At 59.2% G+C, this 16,290-nt stretch carries 13 protein-coding genes and 1 tRNA gene; 11 read left to right on the top strand and 3 right to left on the bottom strand.

All coding sequences use genetic code 11. The features are described from left to right. Positions 1-68: 68 nt before the first annotated feature. Positions 69-145 (bottom strand) — tRNA-Val (locus tag R6W86_RS04215). Positions 146-200: 55 nt separating this feature from the next. Then, on the bottom strand, positions 201-1,163 hold the full coding sequence (locus tag R6W86_RS04210; RefSeq protein WP_410328137.1) for a DMT family transporter: 963 nt from the start codon (positions 1,161-1,163) through the stop codon (positions 201-203). A gap of 253 nt (positions 1,164-1,416) precedes the next feature. Here R6W86_RS04210 and R6W86_RS04205 point away from each other — a divergent pair, with 253 nt between their 5' ends. Then, positions 1,417-1,833: an XRE family transcriptional regulator gene (locus tag R6W86_RS04205; RefSeq protein ID WP_410328136.1), complete on the top strand. Its 417-nt coding sequence runs from the start codon at positions 1,417-1,419 to the stop codon at positions 1,831-1,833. Here the strand turns inward: R6W86_RS04205 and galU are convergent. Next, positions 1,815-2,684: a UTP--glucose-1-phosphate uridylyltransferase GalU gene (galU, locus tag R6W86_RS04200; protein WP_410328135.1), complete on the bottom strand. Its 870-nt coding sequence runs from the start codon at positions 2,682-2,684 to the stop codon at positions 1,815-1,817. The two genes, R6W86_RS04205 and galU, sit on opposite strands and share 19 nt — an antisense overlap. A gap of 286 nt (positions 2,685-2,970) precedes the next feature. On the opposite strand from galU, the gene R6W86_RS04195 reads away from it, so the two are divergent. From R6W86_RS04195 to R6W86_RS04150, 10 genes are all read left to right on the top strand, one after another. Further along, positions 2,971-4,122 carry a ShlB/FhaC/HecB family hemolysin secretion/activation protein gene (locus tag R6W86_RS04195; protein ID WP_410328134.1) on the top strand — a complete coding sequence of 384 codons (1,152 nt, stop codon included), beginning with the start codon at positions 2,971-2,973 and terminating at the stop codon, positions 4,120-4,122. Between the two features lie 92 nt (positions 4,123-4,214). Then, positions 4,215-5,762 (top strand): glucan biosynthesis protein G, encoded by a 1,548-nt coding sequence (locus tag R6W86_RS04190; RefSeq protein WP_410328133.1) that lies wholly within the window; start codon positions 4,215-4,217, stop codon positions 5,760-5,762. A gap of 24 nt (positions 5,763-5,786) precedes the next feature. After that, the gene (locus tag R6W86_RS04185) at positions 5,787-6,056 is read left to right on the top strand and encodes a hypothetical protein (RefSeq protein ID WP_410328132.1); all 270 of its coding nucleotides are present in this window, start codon (positions 5,787-5,789) and stop codon (positions 6,054-6,056) included. Then, positions 6,049-8,157 carry a glucans biosynthesis glucosyltransferase MdoH gene (gene mdoH, locus R6W86_RS04180; RefSeq protein ID WP_410328131.1) on the top strand — a complete coding sequence of 703 codons (2,109 nt, stop codon included), beginning with the start codon at positions 6,049-6,051 and terminating at the stop codon, positions 8,155-8,157. The genes R6W86_RS04185 and mdoH overlap by 8 nt, the downstream gene beginning before the upstream one ends. 42 nt (positions 8,158-8,199) lie before the next feature. Next, the gene (locus tag R6W86_RS04175) at positions 8,200-9,786 is read left to right on the top strand and encodes a glucan biosynthesis protein (protein WP_410328130.1); all 1,587 of its coding nucleotides are present in this window, start codon (positions 8,200-8,202) and stop codon (positions 9,784-9,786) included. A 108-nt stretch (positions 9,787-9,894) separates the two neighbouring features. Then, positions 9,895-10,575 carry a GntR family transcriptional regulator gene (locus tag R6W86_RS04170; protein WP_091999539.1) on the top strand — a complete coding sequence of 227 codons (681 nt, stop codon included), beginning with the start codon at positions 9,895-9,897 and terminating at the stop codon, positions 10,573-10,575. An 83-nt stretch (positions 10,576-10,658) separates the two neighbouring features. Next, positions 10,659-11,546, top strand: a complete 888-nt coding sequence (prpB, locus tag R6W86_RS04165; RefSeq protein ID WP_410328129.1) for a methylisocitrate lyase — start codon at positions 10,659-10,661, stop codon at positions 11,544-11,546. 263 nt (positions 11,547-11,809) lie between these two features. Next, on the top strand, positions 11,810-12,943 hold the full coding sequence (gene prpC, locus R6W86_RS04160; RefSeq protein WP_372985370.1) for a 2-methylcitrate synthase: 1,134 nt from the start codon (positions 11,810-11,812) through the stop codon (positions 12,941-12,943). 2 nt (positions 12,944-12,945) lie between these two features. Then, entirely contained in the window at positions 12,946-15,543 is a 2,598-nt protein-coding gene (acnD, locus tag R6W86_RS04155) for a Fe/S-dependent 2-methylisocitrate dehydratase AcnD (protein WP_410328138.1), read from the top strand. 202 nt (positions 15,544-15,745) lie between these two features. Beyond that, positions 15,746-16,290, top strand: a 545-nt coding sequence (locus tag R6W86_RS04150; protein WP_410328128.1) for a PrpF domain-containing protein, incomplete at its 3' end; no start/stop codon positions are given.

Raw genomic sequence — 16,290 nt, 5'->3', positions numbered from 1 at the left:
TGGCAAGAACGGATAAGAAAAAAGCCGCGCTGGTTTCCCGGCGCGGCTTTCAGAATCTCTGGCAGGATTGGTAGGACCACCCAGATTCGAACTGGGGACCTCTACCATGTCAAGGTAGCGCTCTAACCAACTGAGCTATGGTCCTGTGTCCTGCAACGGGGTCGTAAGATACGGATTTTGACGGTAGTGGTCAACCACTTTCATGCGGATTTTTCTCCGGAACGGCGCTGGCGCATCCAGCCCTTCAAAGCTCGGCTCAGGGCGTTCCAGCGATTGACGACGAGGGCGGCAAAAATCAGGCCGCAGCCGGCCAGTTGCAGGGGCCCCATGGTCTCACCGAACCAGCCGGCGGCAAACAGGGCTACCCATACCGGCTCAAGCACCATAATCACGACACCGTGGCTGTGAGCTGACAGGCTCTGGGCGAAGGTCTGAACCAGGAAACGGCCGGCGGTGCCGATGATGGCACTGGCAAGCACCCACCAGATCAACAGGGGAGCCGGCTCGGAAAGCGTGGGTTGCCAGGGTTCCATTAATGCGGACTCAACCAGGGTCACCATACCCACGGTAAGCAGCGCCAGGGCAGTCAGGGGCAGCGCAGGAACCCGTTGCTTTTCGACGGTTTCGCCCCGGCGGTTAATCACGGTTCGCTGGTTGGCTGCCCGGGTGTTCAGGGTGAAGTACAGGGCGAAGATGGTGGCCGCCACCACGAAAAATAGCTGCCCCGCCTCAGGCCGGAAACCGTTTTGCAGGGACAGCAGGGCCAGGCCGGCCACGGCAATCGGAATAGCCAGCCAGGTGCTGGCCGGCTGGGGCTCACGGAACACCAGCCGGGCAATGATGGGCACGATGACTACCCCGAGACTGGTTAGAAAGGCGCCTTCGCCCATGCTTTCGATATTGACCAGACCCATAATCCAGAAGTTCATGGCAATGCCAAAAACCAGGCCTACGCCGACGGCCCGACGGATCTGGTCGCTGTTCAGAGCCAGTATCGCCTTGTGGGCGAAGATGGCGAGAAAAACCCCGGCAATCAGGAAGCGTGCTGCCATGAACATCAGCGGTGGCATCAGCAGGATGGCTTCTTTCGAGAATATCCAGCTGACGGCGGCAAGCAGGGTGACAACCACCAGGAGCAGGTCTGATTTATGGGCGTCGGTCATTGGGTACTCGGTTGGTTCAACGAGGAAAAACGGCCCAATGTATAGTTTGCAACCTAAAAAAGGAAGTGGCGTTTAGTCGAGGCCCGGTGGCTCATCCCTGAGCCAGATGGTTAAGCATGTTGGGGGCATAAATAAAATTTCGACTTTCCATTTTTTTGCTTTCAACCTTTTGGTAAGTTTTAGTGGTTTAGAAATAAAGTACTTGATACTGTGAATAAAATTAAGTGTGCGCGCTGGCAATGTGGGGGATGATGTGCGGTACCTTCAATCGTTCAACCGTCGGCTGCGACAGCTCCGGGAGCAGGGCCGGCTGTCCTGCTGGGATGTGGCCGAAATGTGTGGTGTGGACGAGGCGAGGGTGATCAGTTGGGAAGCCACGGATGCCCGCCAACGCGGTTACCCGGGCGTGGTCGAATTGTTGGACCTGTGCCTGAAGACCGAGACACCGCTGGAGCACCTGCTGGATCTGGAAGTCCAGGGGGAGGGTGAACAGTTGGAATTGCCGGGCCTGGCATTCAGTAACAGTGATGATCTTTCGGTGGCGTTGAAGGAGCTGGAGCAGGAACTCAAGCGCATTCAGCTGACGGACGAGGAAAGCGAGCTGCTGCGCCGGTTCCGCAGGACTTCCACGGAAAACCGGCGCATGGTGTTTCAGCTGCTGGGCCGCTGAGGGCCTGTACCCGCCTTATTTTTCTTCTTGTAGATGTTCTCGTAGACGTAGTTGGTGGCCTCGACGAACCCGTCGATGCTGCCGCAGTCAAAGCGCCGGCCCTTGAACTGATAGGCCAGCACGCAGCCGTTTTTTGCCTGTTCCAGCAAGGCATCGGTGATCTGCACTTCGCCATTCTTGCCCGCCGGAGTGCGTTCGAGGATGTCGAAGATATCCGGTGTCAGGATATAGCGACCGATAATAGCGAGGTTGCTCGGAGCATCCTCGGGTGCCGGCTTCTCCACCATATCGGTAATCCGGAACAGCCCGTCCTTCATGGATTCGCCGGCAATCACCCCGTACTTTTGAGTCTCGTCCTCGGGTACTTCCTCGATCGCCACAATAGAGCAGCGGAACTGGTTGTACAGTTTTACCATCTGCTCGAGCACGCCTTCGCCGTCTTCCGGGCCCAGGCAGAAATCATCCGCCAGGATCACAGCAAAGGGATTATCGCCCACCAGGTTGCGGCCGGTCAGGATGGCGTGGCCCAGCCCCTTCATCTCGTTCTGACGGGTAAAGGCAAAGCTGTTGTGATCAATCAGGTCCCTGATGGAGGTCAGCAGATCCTCCTTGCCCGATCCCGCGATCTGGTGCTCCAGCTCGTAACTGATGTCGAAATGGTCCTCGATAGCGCGCTTGCCCCGGCCGGTGACGAACCCGAATTCATGGATTCCTGCGGCTGCGGCTTCCTCAACCCCGTATTGTACCAGGGGCTTATTGACCACCGGGAGAATCTCCTTGGGCATGGCCTTGGTGGCTGGCAGGAAGCGGGTGCCGTAGCCGGCCACGGGAAACAGGCATTTCTTGATCATTCCAGTCATCCTTAAGCGTTGGGGTGATCCAGTACAAACACGACGTGTGTCGAGTTTAACCCAATTCAGGGGGCAAAATGCAGATATAGAAACAATAGATATGAAAATCCGCAGGTTACCGTCGAGTAACAAACATAACTATTAACATGATGTGTGAGGTTTTGTTTATATAGCTCTGATTGCAGGATTAAAATTGTAAAGATTGGCAACATCGGCTGTAAGAACGTCCGTCTCTCTTATATAACGGAACCGTAATTTTTCGCGGGTTATTGAAGAGGGCCGGGGTTTGCGAGCGCTGAACATTGCTGCACTGTTTTTGTGCGCGTTTTTGCCCACCATTGCGCTAGCGGCCCAGGACCGGGGCATGGCTGGCGCCTGGATGTTCCAGGCCGCCAGCATGCTCGACTCGGTGACGGACTATCTCTCCAACCGGATCGAGGTGTCCGGCAGCTCCAGTCAGAATAGCGACCGCTCTGCCGGTCAGCTGGCACTGGCAGGTAACGGGATCATCTGGTCCCGGCACGAATTTGGGCTCCGTTTCCGGGATACAGCGTCCCGCAAGGAAGGTGATGGCGAGCAGTCCCTATCGCTTCGCTATGCGATGCCTCTGATCGGGAATCATCTGGAACTGGAAGTTGAGGAAAGCGAGTTTCAGGGCGTGGTGAAAGCGCCGGGCCAGCAACTCGATACCAGTGGTAACCGGAGTTTTTACCGGTTAACGGCGACCCGGTCACTGGGATCGTTCCTCGGTCTGGATATGCACCAGGTTATCCGGCATACCGGCAGCACCCGGAGTGTCTATGAGGAATCCGAGTGGGTGCGCGATTCCTCGCACCAGTTATCGAGTATCGGCCTGAAATATTCCAGTGTGGGAGAACTGATCGGCGGCCTCCGGGCCTCAACACACATGACCGCTGTCGGCGGGATGGAATATTACGGCACTGACTATGTCGATGGTGAAACGGAAGATCGGGCGCAGTTTCATCGCATCGAGCTTGCAGCTTTGTTGCAGAGGCAGGTGCTGAACTGGGACCTGGATCTGGGCGGACGTTATCAGTTTGCGCCAGAGGACCTGCCTGGATCTGAGTGGATTACCGTCGGCGGGTCAGCCCTGATCTCAGGTTTCAATGGCCAGTCAGTCTCAAGCACCGAAGGGGGATGGCTCAGGCTCAATGCCGTGAGCCCGTCCTGGCAGGTGCCTTTTGCTTCGCGCTTCCAGTCTTCCCTGTCCCTGTCCGTGATGCGCGGTTGGGCGCCTGATGAAACGGATGACGACCAGAGACTCTCTGCGGTCAGCGCCGGTGAGATCTCGTTGAACATCAATGCAGACAGGTTCCGGGCCAATATGACCGTTGGCCGTCTGCTCGATTCCGACCGGTCCGATGTGATCGTGCCTTCAGCCCCGGATGTTGCACTGTCCCTGCATATGGGCATCTGAAAGACCTTAAATAGCCGTTACGAAGATATCACTTGTGGCCGTTTCTGCCACAAGTGTTACATTCAAGAGACGGAAAACAGGGAGTTTTCAGAATGGTCCGCAACCGGAACCTCAAGTTCGCATTCACCGCTTTCGTACTGTTTGCCCTCTCGGGGCCAGCCGGCGCATTCGGGTTTGATGATATCACCGCAAAGGCAAAGGAGCTGGCGGGCGAGGAATACCAGGCCCCTGAGCCAGTGCCCGACTTCGTGCAAAATCTCAGCTATGAGCAATACCAGTCCATCCGGTTCAGGCCTGAAGCCAGTCTATGGCGTGGTGGGCGTTCCCAGTTTCGGGTGATGATGATGCCCACCGGAAGTTTCTACCGGCACCCGGTGGCCCTGAATGTGATTGATCGTGAGGGTGTTCATCCTCTCGGCTTTGATAAAACCCTGTTCGATTATCCGTCAACGGAACTGGCCAAGCGGGTACCGGCCGATCTTGGCTACGCGGGTTTCAGGCTCACTTATCCGCTCGCAGACCCGGAAGTCCATAACCAGTTCCTGGTTTTCGGTGGGGCCAGTTATTTTCGCGGTGTGGGAGCAGGGCAGCGTTTTGGCCTGTCTGCTCGTGGCATCGCGATCGATACCGGGTTGGCCTCCGGTGAGGAGTTTCCCGTGTTCCGGGAGTTCTGGCTGGAGCGACCGAAAGCCGGCAGCAATTCCATGATGATCTACGGGCTGCTTGATGGTCCCAGCCTCACCGGCGCCTATCGATTCGTGGTTCACCCCGGCAAGACGTTGAAGCTTGATGTCAGCGCCCAGTTGTTTTTCAGGGCGGAAGTTAACCAACTGGGGTTGGCGCCGCTTACTTCCATGTTCTACTACGGTGAAAACACTTTGCGCCCGAGGGGGCAATGGCGGCCCCAGGTTCACGATTCCGACGGGCTGCTTATCCATGATCAGGAATCCGGAGAGTGGCTGTGGCGCCCCTTGCTGAATCCGGCAGAACTTGAACTGGGGTTTCATCAGGTCCGGAATCTCGGTGGCTTTGGCCTGATCCAGCGTGACCAAGAGTTCTCCCGATTCGAGGACAGCGAGGCCAGATATGATCTCAGGCCCAGTGCCTGGGTCGAGCCGGGAGAAGACTGGGGTAAGGGCGAGGTGGTGTTGGTGGAAATTCCGACTGACTCCGAGGTGAATGACAACATTGTTGCCTTCTGGAAACTCCGCCAACAGGTTGCCGCGGGGGAGAGCCGGTACCTGACCTACTCCCTGACGTTCGGACCACCAGATATCACCGGGCACCCATTGGGTCAGGCGGTCAGAACCTTTGTGGGCGACGGTGCGCAGCCCGGCGGGGGCGAGGTTGAAGGAGCCTACCGCTTCATTGTCGATTTCCAGGGCGGAGCCATGGACCAGCTGAATCGTGATGCAGCGGTAGTGAGCGAAGTCAGTGTCAGTGGCGAGGGCGAGATCATCGAGCACTTTGCCGAATACATTGATGCCCGGCATGGCTGGCGACTGTCGGTATTGGCCAGGCCCGAGAAGGGAAAGAGCCTGGCGCTGCGGGGTTCCCTCTCGGCAGACGGGAAACCCATCAGTGAAACCTGGACCTATCAGCTCGGCCCCACCACAGGGCTGAGACAACAGCTGCAATAGCCAATTTCAGGGAGGAACCAGGCCATGGAGGAAATCACCTTACAGGTCGCTTTTAACCGGGCCTTCACCTATCTCCGGGCCTCCGGAGTGGAAATGACGGTGGAGAGATATCGCGCCCTCCTTCATTTGATCGAGGAGTCCGTTGCCTCGGCGGGTGAGGACGGGCAAGGGGACCAGCTTCTCGAGTCAGTCATGGAGCGTATCCCTGGGTATTTTGATTTGCCGGCGACTGTTCCTCCGCAGGCGACCCCTGAACTGTGCCGGGGTAATATTGGGTATGGTCGTGATGTCTGATCTCTGTGAAGCTCCGGCCAAAGAACGTTTCCCGCGGTGGCGGCTGGTTGCAGCCTTTCGCCGGGCACTTCTGATTGTTCTTGTTTTTGGCCAGACCCTGGTCGCCTGCTATTACCTGTTGTGGGTGCTTCCCTACCACGGAGGAACCTGGCTGGAGCTGGCCATACTCGCCCTGTTTGCCGTGCTCTACGCCTGGATTGCCGTGGGCTTCTGGGTTGGGGTTTTCGGGTTCGTCTTCAGGCTCAGGGGTGGCGACCGGTACTCGTTGTTACGGCGCCATCGGGATCGAGACCTCGAGTCGGTTCCCCTTGCCCGGACTGCCATCGTGATGCCGGTCTACCATGAGCCGGTGCACTGGACATTCAGCGGCCTGAAAGCGGTTTACCGGGATCTTGAGCGAAGTGGCCAACTTGATCATTTCGAGTTCTTCATTCTCTCGGATAGCCGTGATCCCGATACCTGGCTTGCGGAGCAGGCGGCATGGTACGAGCTGATCAGAGAGTTGGGGGCCGAGGGCAGGCTGTTCTATCGCCGCCGCTCGGTGAACCTGAACTACAAGAGCGGGAATGTGGCCGATTTTCTGCGCCGGTGGGGTCGGCACTACGAATACATGGTGGTGCTGGATGCCGACAGCCTGGTCAGTGCCTGCACCCTGATCCGGATGGTGCGGCTAATGGAACTTGAGCCCCGGGTCGGTATTCTGCAGACCAATCCGAACATCATAAACGGCCACTCCCTGTTTGCCCGCCTCCAGCAATTTGCCAATCGTTTCTATTCCCCCTTGTTTGCGACCGGACTGGCCGCGATTCAAATGGGGGATGCGGCCTTCTGGGGGCACAACGCTATCATCAGGGTCCGGCCCTTCATGCGCCATTGCGGCCTGAGAAAGCTGCGGGGCCCGGGCATTTTCGGTGGCCCGATCATGAGCCACGATTTTGTCGAAGCCGCCTACATGGGCAGCGCCGGGTATGAAGTATGGCTCGAGCCGGGGTTGGGTGGGAGCTTCGAGGAGTCGCCGCCGACGCTTTCCGATGAGCTGGTCCGGGACAACCGCTGGGCCAAGGGCAACCTCCAGCATCTGTGGATCATGCTGACGGCACCCGGGCTCCGCTTCGCCCACCGGATGGCCTTCCTGAACGGCATCATGGCCTATCTGGCCTCGCCGTTTTGGTTGCTGTTCCTGATCTGTACCACCATCAAGGCCGCCCGGATGACCCTGGCCTCCATTGATTACTTTCCCGACGGGCGTCAGGGACTCTTCCCCCTCTGGCCCGAATGGCGACCGGAGTGGGCCCTGGCACTGGCCCTGAGTACGGCGGCGCTGTTGTTCCTGCCCAAACTCCTGGCCCTGGTTGATGCCGTTTTGCACCGTTTGGCCCATGGTTTTGGCGGCCTGGTGCGTTTGACAGCCAGTGTACTGATCGAAATTGCGGTGTCTGTCTTGTTGGCGCCCCTGCGAATGCTCGCTCACAGTCGTTTTGTGTTCGCCGCGCTGTTCAATGTCTCCCTCAAATGGGCGGGGCAAAACCGGACCGAGGAAACAACCTGGTCCGAGGCGTTGCGGAACCAGCTTCCGGGGATGGTTATCGGAGTGGGCTGGTCGGCCTTTGCCTGGTCCCTGGATCGCCTGTTCTTTCTCTGGTCCCTTCCGGTTGCCTTGCCACTGGTGCTGGCGGTGCCGACCTTGGTTCTGCTTAGCCGGGTATCCATCGGCCAGAGCCTGAGGGTGCGACGTCTGCTGGTTATTCCGGAGGAAAGAAAGCCCCTGGCAATCCTGGAGAATGCCCGGACGGCCCGTGAGCGGAAACCATCAGACACCGGACTCCGGCCGGTAGATCGCGCCGTTCTGAGCCCGTACCTCAACCGCCTTTTTTGGTCACTGGCCAGGGACCATCGAAAGGCTGTGCGTGCCGAACATCTTGAGTCCGCCGTTACCCGGTGTCTTCAGAGCGGGCCGGATGCGCTCTCGGCGGCAGAGCTCATCCAGGTGCTGCAGGACAGAAGTTCACTCACTGAGCTGCATCGTAAGGCCTGGTGTGCATCGCCGTCGGGCTACTGGGGAAAGTGCATTCAGCGACTGGCACAGGAAAACGATTCCTGAACTCTGGTGTAAAACTCTTGAATCCCACGGGAGGAGAATGTTGTGGACAGGAGAACCTTGCTCAAGGCGTTGCTGGCAACTGCAGGAAGCTACGGGCTTCCGCCCATGGTGTTCGCGGCGCCCGGGGGTTCGGGCGCATCCGGTGAGGCCGACGGAACGCCATTCAGTTATGCCTGGCTCAAGGGGCAGGCGCGAGCTCTGGCCAGTCAATCCTACAGGGATCACGAGGGCGAGGTTCCCGAAGTTCTGAAAAACATTTCCTGGGATGATTATCAGGCGATCCGGTTCCGGGAAAATCATGCGTTGTGGAATGAGACGGCTTCGGCATTCCAGGTCCAGTTATTCCACCTGGGCCTGTTTTTCCTGGCGCCGGTCAGAATCCATGAAGTGAAGGATGGCAGGGCGACCGAGCTGGCCTACAACCCGGATTACTTTGACTATGAGGGCGAACAGCCGCTCGGGGATCTTCCCCCGGACCTGGGATTTGCCGGCTTCCGGATTCACTACCATACCAACTTTCAGCTGGACGTCGCCTCCTTCCTTGGCGCGAGCTATTTCCGCGCGGTGGGTGCCGAGATGCAATATGGCATCTCGGCCAGGGGGCTGGCCATCGACACGGGGACCGGGAAAGAAGAGGAATTCCCGAGGTTCACGGCGTTCTGGCTGGAGCGGCCAGTCGAAGGCCAGCGGGTGATGAGAGTATGGGCATTGCTGGATTCGCCGAGCACTACCGGCGCCTATGCATTCACAATTGATCCCGGGCGCAACCTGTTCATGGATGTGGCTGTGGCGTTATACCCGCGCAAACAGGTGGACCGTGTAGGCATAGCGCCGCTGACCAGCATGTACCAGGTCGGCGAGAACAGTCAGCGAATGGATTACGACTGGCGGCCAGAGATTCATGATTCCGATGGTTTGGCCATGCTGACCGGAGCCGGAGAGTGGTTGTGGCGCCCGTTGAGCAATCCTCGACGGCTCGGGTTCAGCCGCTTTGCGGATCAGGACCCCCGGGGCTTCGGCCTGCTTCAGCGCGACCGGAACTTCGACCACTACCAGGACGATGGGGTGTTTTACGATCGCAGGCCCGGTGTCTGGGTCGAGACCCGGGAAGGTTGGGGTAAGGGCAGCATTGACCTGGTGGAGATTCCGACCGTCGATGAAACCTTCGATAACATCGTGGCCTTCTGGCACCCGGAGCAGCCGCTGGAGGCGGGACGGGAATACCTCTTTTCCTACCGGCTTCATTGGGGAGAGCGAGTGCCGGTCCGGCCCTACGAGCTCGCTTCGGTCGTGGCAACCCGGACCGGCCTGGGTGGCGTGGTCGGGCAGGAGCGCAAGTACTTCTCCTGGCGATTTGTGGTCGATTTTGCCGGTGGCCCGCTGCAGATGCTGGCGGAAGAAGCTGAGATCATCCCGGAAATCTCGGTCAGCCGGGGCAGGGTGGAGATCAGCTCGGCGAGGCCTTTGTCCGTAATCGACGGTTATCGCGCCATGTTTGATCTGGTACCGGATGAATCCGAGGAGCCGATCGAGCTGCGGCTATATCTGAGCCTGAACGGCGAGCCCATCACCGAAACCTGGCTCTACCAGTATTTCCCACCTTCCCCGGAAGACCGAAAACTTTATTAGAATTCAGGGATATGTTAACAATCGGGTGGGCCGTTCGGCGTTTTTGTTGACAAAAAGTGCCCCTGAGCGTAGATTCATGCTCGTTCCAGTAACTATTGTTGACAAGGTATGGCTGAAGCTACTCTCCAATCCCAGACCCGAGCCGATGAAGCGTTTGATTGTTTACAAACGGCTATCGTAACGGGAGAGCTTGCTCCCGGCGAGAAGATCGGTGAAGTTGAGCTCTGTTCCCGGTTCAACCTGACCCGTGGGCCATTGCGCGAAGCCCTTGGCCGCCTGGAATCCCGTGGTCTTCTGGTACGCCGGCCCCATGCGGGTGTGAAGGTGGTTTCCGTCAGTGCCGCCGAACTGCTGGAGCTGTACCGGATCCGTGAGGTGATGGAGGGGCTCGCGGCTCGCCAGGCTGCCGAACGGATGACCGACGAGGAAATCGCCGAACTGCAGGCGACCCTGGACAGCCACGAGAAGATGATCGAGCAAGCCCAAGGCCAGGCCTATTACCAGGCCGAAGGCGACTACGATTTCCATCACCGTATCGCTACCGGCAGCCGCAACGCCAAGCTTGCCCAGATGTTGCTGGGTGACCTTTACTACATGGTCCGGATGTACCGGTATCGACTGAGCACCTCCGCCGGGCGTCCGCACCTGGCACTCCGTGAACACCGCCGTATCGTCGAGGCCATCGCCCAGAGGGACGGTGAACTCGCCGAATTCCTGATGAAAAGACACATTAATGCAGCGCGCATAAACATCGAAAAGAAGATCGAGGAAGGCGTCCTGACGATTTAAACAAGGGGTCAGACCCCGAACGGGGTCAAACCCCATCTTTACGAAACCAGCGCAACAGTTCCGAACAACACGAGGCCAACACCATGTCCAAAAAACTCTCCCCGGGAGCCCGCTTCCGCAAGGCCCTGAAAGACAACCAGCCCCTGCAGATCGTGGGTACCATCAATGCTTACGCCGCGATGATGGCGGAGAAAGTCGGCCACCAGGCCATCTACCTCTCCGGTGGTGGTGTGGCCAACGCTTCCTACGGCCTGCCGGATCTCGGGATGACCACCATGAATGACGTGGTAGAGGATGTGCGTCGGATTACCGCGGCCTCCGAGCTGCCGCTGCTGGTAGACATCGACACCGGCTGGGGTGGCGCGTTCAACATCGCTCGTACCATCCGCGAGATGGAACGTGCCGGCGCCGCCGCGGTCCATATTGAGGATCAGGTTGCCCAGAAGCGTTGTGGTCACCGCCCGAACAAGGAGATTGTCTCCAAGGAAGAAATGGTCGACCGCATCAAGGCTGCCGTTGACGCCCGTGAAGACGATGATTTCTTCATCATGGCCCGTACCGATGCCTTCCAGAAGGAAGGTCTGGAAGCGGCGATCGATCGCGCCAAGGCCTGCATTGAAGCCGGCGCCGACGGCATCTTCGCCGAAGCGGTACACGAGCTGGACGACTACAAGGCCTTCGCCGAGGCCCTGGATGTGCCCATCCTGGCCAACATCACCGAATTCGGCGCAACCCCGCTCTACAACAAGAAAGAGCTGGCCGACGCCGGCGCTGGCATGGTCCTGTACCCGCTGAGCGCCTTCCGCGCCATGAACAAGGCCGCCCTCACGGTGTACCAGAACATCCTGGAGAAGGGCGACCAGAAAAACGTGGTAGATCTGATGCAGACCCGGATGGAACTCTACGATTTCCTGAACTACCACGATTTCGAGCAGAAGCTGGACCAGCTTTTTGAGCAGAGTAAAGGCTGAGGACGAAGCCGGGGTCATGAAGTCGGGGTCTGATGAAAGCCTTCATCTGACCCCAGGTTACCGACTAAAAAGGGGTCAGAAGAAAGCGTTCTTCAGACCCCGGGGGTTTACTCACTAAAAAAGGGGCGGGACTGAAAACGGGGTCAGAAGAAAGCGTTCTTCAGACCCCTGTGCAGTGCCCTGAATTTAAGGGGTCTGATGAAGGCTTTCATCTGACCCCATCTTCAAGATCAAGTTCAAGTTGAGAACGAGGGAGAACAACAATGGCTGAAGCAAAGAAACAAGGTGGCGCCGGCCTGCGTGGCCAGGTTGCCGGTGAAACTGCCCTGTGTACCGTCGGCAAGACCGGTACCGGCCTGACCTACCGTGGATACGACATTACCGATCTGGCCAACAACGCCCAGTTCGAGGAAGTAGCCTACCTGCTCCTGCGTGGCAAGCTGCCGAACCAGCAGGAACTGGATGCCTACAAGAAGAAGCTCGTGAGCCTGCGCGTCCTGCCCGAAGCGCTGAAAACCGTGCTTGAGCAAATCCCCAAGAACGCACACCCGATGGACGTGATGCGTACCGGCTGCTCCATGCTGGGTAACCTGGAAACTGAAGAAGACTTCAGCGAGCAGGACGACAAGATCGACCGCATGCTGGCGGTATTCCCGGCGATTATCACCTACTGGTACCGCTTCGCCCACGAGGGCGTCCGGATCGAGACCGCCAACACCGAGAGTGACTCCATCGGCGGTGTTTTCCTGGAGCTGCTGCACGGCAAGAAGCCGAGCGAACTGCACGAGCGCGTGATGAACGTCTCCCTGATCCTGTATGCGGAGCACGAGTTCAATGCCTCCACCTTCACCGCTCGCGTGTGTGCCTCCACACTCTCCGACATTCACAGCTGCGTAACCGGTGCCATCGGTTCCCTCCGTGGTCCCCTGCATGGTGGTGCCAACGAAGCCGCCATGGCGCTGATCCAGAAGTTCCAGACCCCGGAAGAGGCCGAAGAAGGCCTGATGGGCATGCTGGAGCGCAAGGAAAAGATCATGGGCTTCGGACACGCCGTCTACACCGAATCCGACCCGCGCAACGCAATCATCAAGAAGTGGTCCGAGAAGCTGGCCGAGGAAGTGGGCGACACCGTGCTGTACCCGGTTTCCGTACGCTGCGAGGAAGTCATGTGGCGCGAGAAGAAGCTGTTCTGTAACGCCGACTTCTTCCACGCTTCCGCCTATCACTTCATGGGCATCCCGACCGAGCTGTTCACCCCGATCTTCGTGATGTCCCGGGTGTCCGGCTGGACCGCCCACGTGAAAGAGCAGCGCGCCAATAACCGGATCATCCGCCCGAGCGCCGATTACACCGGTCCCGAGCACGCCGAGTGGTTGCCGATCGAGGAGCGCGATTGAGCATGAACACCGAATACCGCAAACAACTCCCGGGCTCCGACCTGGACTACTTCGACACCCGCCAGGCGGTCGAAGACATCCAGCCCGGCACCTACGACAAACTCCCTTACACCTCCCGCATCCTGGCTGAGCAACTGGTTCGCCGCTGCGATCCGGCGATGCTGACCGATTCCCTGAAGCAGCTGATCGAGCGCAAGCGCGATCTGGACTTCCCATGGTACCCCGCCCGCGTGGTGTGCCATGACATTCTGGGCCAGACCGCCCTGGTGGACCTGGCTGGCCTGCGTGATGCCATCGCCGAGAAGGGCGGCGATCCCGCCAAGGTTAACCCGGTGGTGCCCACCCAACTGATCGTGGATCACTCCCTGGCCGTTGAGCACGCCGGTTTCGAGAAGGACGCGTTCGAGAAGAACCGTCAGATCGAAGACCGCCGCAACGACGACCGCTTCCATTTTATCAACTGGACCAAGACCGCGTTCGAGAACGTGGACGTTATCCCGCCGGGCAACGGCATCATGCACCAGATCAACCTGGAAAAGATGTCTCCGGTGGTTCAGGCTCGTGATGGCGTGGCGTTCCCGGATACCTGTGTCGGTACCGACAGCCATACCCCGATGGTTGATGCCCTGGGCGTCATTTCGGTCGGCGTGGGCGGCCTGGAAGCCGAAAGCGTCATGCTCGGCCGTGCCTCCATGATGCGCCTGCCGGACATCGTGGGTGTCGAGTTGACCGGCAAACTCAAGCCGGGCATCACCAGTACTGATATGGTGCTGGCCCTGACCGAGTTCCTGCGTAAGGAGCGCGTTGTGGGCGCCTATCTCGAGTTCTTTGGCGGGGGTGCCGACAGCCTGACCGTGGGGGACCGCGCAACGATCTCCAATATGACCCCGGAATATGGTGCTACTGCGGCCATGTTCTTCATCGATGGCCAGACCATCGATTACCTGAGGCTGACCGGCCGTGAAGACGAGCAGGTAGCGCTGGTAGAAAAGTACGCCAAGCACACCGGCCTGTGGGCAGACAGCCTGAAGGACGCCGAGTACGAGCGCGTCCTGAGGTTTGACCTGTCTTCCGTCGAGCGCACCCTGGCTGGTCCCTCCAACCCGCACGCGCACCTGCCCACCTCCGAGCTGGCCAAGCGCGGCATTGCCGGTGACTGGGAACTGGAAGAGGGCAAGATGCCGGATGGCGCGGTGATCATCGCGGCCATCACCAGCTGTACCAACACCTCCAACCCGCGCAACATGGTGGCGGCGGGCCTGATTGCCCGTAACGCCAACAAGCTGGGCCTGACCCGCAAGCCGTGGGTGAAGAGCTCCCTGGCACCGGGTTCCAAGACCGTAAAGATGTACCTGGAAGACGCCAACCTGCTGCCGGAGCTGGAAAACCTCGGTTTTGGCGTGGTGGCCTTTGCCTGTACTACCTGCAACGGTATGAGTGGTGCCCTGGATCCGAAGATCCAGCAGGAAATCATCGATCGGGACCTGTATTCCACCGCGGTCCTGTCGGGCAACCGTAACTTTGACGGCCGGATCCACCCTTACGCCAAGCAGGCGTTCCTGGCGTCCCCGCCTCTGGTAGTCGCCTACGCGATTGCCGGTACCATCCGTTTCGATATCGAGAAGGATGCCCTGGGCTATGATCAGGATGGCAACCCCATCACCCTGAAGGACATCTGGCCGAGCGACGAGGAAGTCGACGCCATCGTGAAGCAGTCGGTCAAGCCGGAACAGTTCCGCCAGACCTACATCCCGATGTTCGACGTCACCAGGGAAGCCCAGGCCGCAAGCAGCCCGCTGTACGAGTGGCGCCCGCAGAGCACCTACATCCGCCGCCCGCCGTACTGGGAAGGCGCCCTGGCTGGTGAGAAGTCCCTGAAAGGCATGCGCCCGCTGGCGATCCTGCCTGACAACATCACCACCGACCACCTGTCGCCGTCCAACGCGATCCTGGCGAACAGCGCAGCGGGTGAATACCTGGCGAAGATGGGCCTGCCGGAGGAGGACTTCAACTCCTACGCGACCCACCGTGGTGACCATCTGACAGCCCAGCGTGCCACTTTTGCGAACCCGAAACTGTTCAACGAGATGGTCCTGGACGAGAACGGCAACGTGAAGCAGGGCTCCCTGGCCCGGATCGAGCCGGAAGGCAAAGATACGCGCATGTGGGAAGCCATCGAAACCTATATGGAGCGCAAGCAGCCGCTGATCATCATCGCCGGCGCCGACTACGGGCAGGGTTCCTCCCGTGACTGGGCCGCCAAGGGCGTTGCCCTGGCCGGTGTGGAGGCGATCGTGGCCGAAGGCTTCGAGCGGATTCACCGGACCAACCTGGTCGGCATGGGCGTGATGCCTCTGCAGTTCGAGGAAGGCACCACCCGCAAGACCCTGGCCCTGGACGGCACCGAAACCTACGACGTGGAAGGCACCCCGGCGCCCCGTGCCGAGTTGACCCTGGTCATCCACCGCAAGAACGGCAGCACCGAACACGTGCCCGTGATCTGTCGACTGGATACTGCGGAAGAAGTATCCATCTACAAGGCCGGTGGCGTACTGCAGCGCTTCGCCCAGGACTTCCTGGAGTCTGAAGGGGCAGCGTGAGTGATGAAGTAGGGGGCAGATGAAAGCCTTCATCTGACCCGGGTTCACTGACTCCGAGTTCAGCGTCCAAGAAAGGGGTCAGAAGAAAGCGTTCTTCTGACCCCATGTTCATGTTCACGACACCCACAAGGTTAGCGTCGAAAACGGGGTCAGATGAAAGCTTTCATCTGACCCCATCTTCATCGATACAGAGAGCAAAATCATGACCCATGCTCCACAGATCAAAGTCCCCGCCACCTACATGCGTGGCGGCACCAGCAAAGGCGTGTTCTTCCGCCTGCAGGATCTGCCCGAAGCCGCCCGGGTTCCCGGTGAAGCCCGGGACAAGCTGCTGTTGCGGGTAATCGGCAGTCCCGACCCCTACCAGAAGCAAACCGACGGCATGGGCGGCGCCACCTCCAGTACCAGCAAAGCCGTCATCCTGGCTGCGCCCACGCAACCGGACCACGACGTCGACTACCTGTTCGGCCAGGTCTCCATCGACAAACCGTTTGTGGATTGGAGCGGTAACTGCGGCAACCTCACGGCAGCTGTAGGCGCGTTTGCCATCAACGGCGGTTTCGTGGCCAAGGAGCGGATTCCCGAGAACGGCATCTGCACCGTCCGCATCTGGCAGGCCAATATCAAGAAAACCATCGTCGCCCACGTCCCCATCACCAACGGTGAAGTGCAGGAAACCGGTGATTTCGAGCTGGACGGCGTGACCTTCCCGGCGGCGGAAGTCCAGATCGAATTCATGGACCCGGC

This window comes from Marinobacter sp. (assembly GCF_046484525.1).
GTDB lineage: Bacteria > Pseudomonadota > Gammaproteobacteria > Pseudomonadales > Oleiphilaceae > Marinobacter.
The sequence above is the reverse complement of the archived record's forward strand: the minus strand, read 5'-3'. Positions and strand labels throughout refer to the sequence as shown.

What these genes read in the sequence shown, in the direction of transcription:
- R6W86_RS04170 (WP_091999539.1), top strand. Translation starts at nt 9,895, where the DNA reads ATGGCTGAAGCTACTCTCCAATCCCAGACCCGAGCCGATGAAGCGTTT.
- galU (WP_410328135.1), bottom strand. Translation starts at nt 2,684, where the DNA reads ATGATCAAGAAATGCCTGTTTCCCGTGGCCGGCTACGGCACCCGCTTC.
- R6W86_RS04210 (WP_410328137.1), bottom strand. Translation starts at nt 1,163, where the DNA reads ATGACCGACGCCCATAAATCAGACCTGCTCCTGGTGGTTGTCACCCTG.
- prpB (WP_410328129.1), top strand. Translation starts at nt 10,659, where the DNA reads ATGTCCAAAAAACTCTCCCCGGGAGCCCGCTTCCGCAAGGCCCTGAAA.
- R6W86_RS04190 (WP_410328133.1), top strand. Translation starts at nt 4,215, where the DNA reads ATGGTCCGCAACCGGAACCTCAAGTTCGCATTCACCGCTTTCGTACTG.
- mdoH (WP_410328131.1), top strand. Translation starts at nt 6,049, where the DNA reads ATGTCTGATCTCTGTGAAGCTCCGGCCAAAGAACGTTTCCCGCGGTGG.
- prpC (WP_372985370.1), top strand. Translation starts at nt 11,810, where the DNA reads ATGGCTGAAGCAAAGAAACAAGGTGGCGCCGGCCTGCGTGGCCAGGTT.
- R6W86_RS04185 (WP_410328132.1), top strand. Translation starts at nt 5,787, where the DNA reads ATGGAGGAAATCACCTTACAGGTCGCTTTTAACCGGGCCTTCACCTAT.
- acnD (WP_410328138.1), top strand. Translation starts at nt 12,946, where the DNA reads ATGAACACCGAATACCGCAAACAACTCCCGGGCTCCGACCTGGACTAC.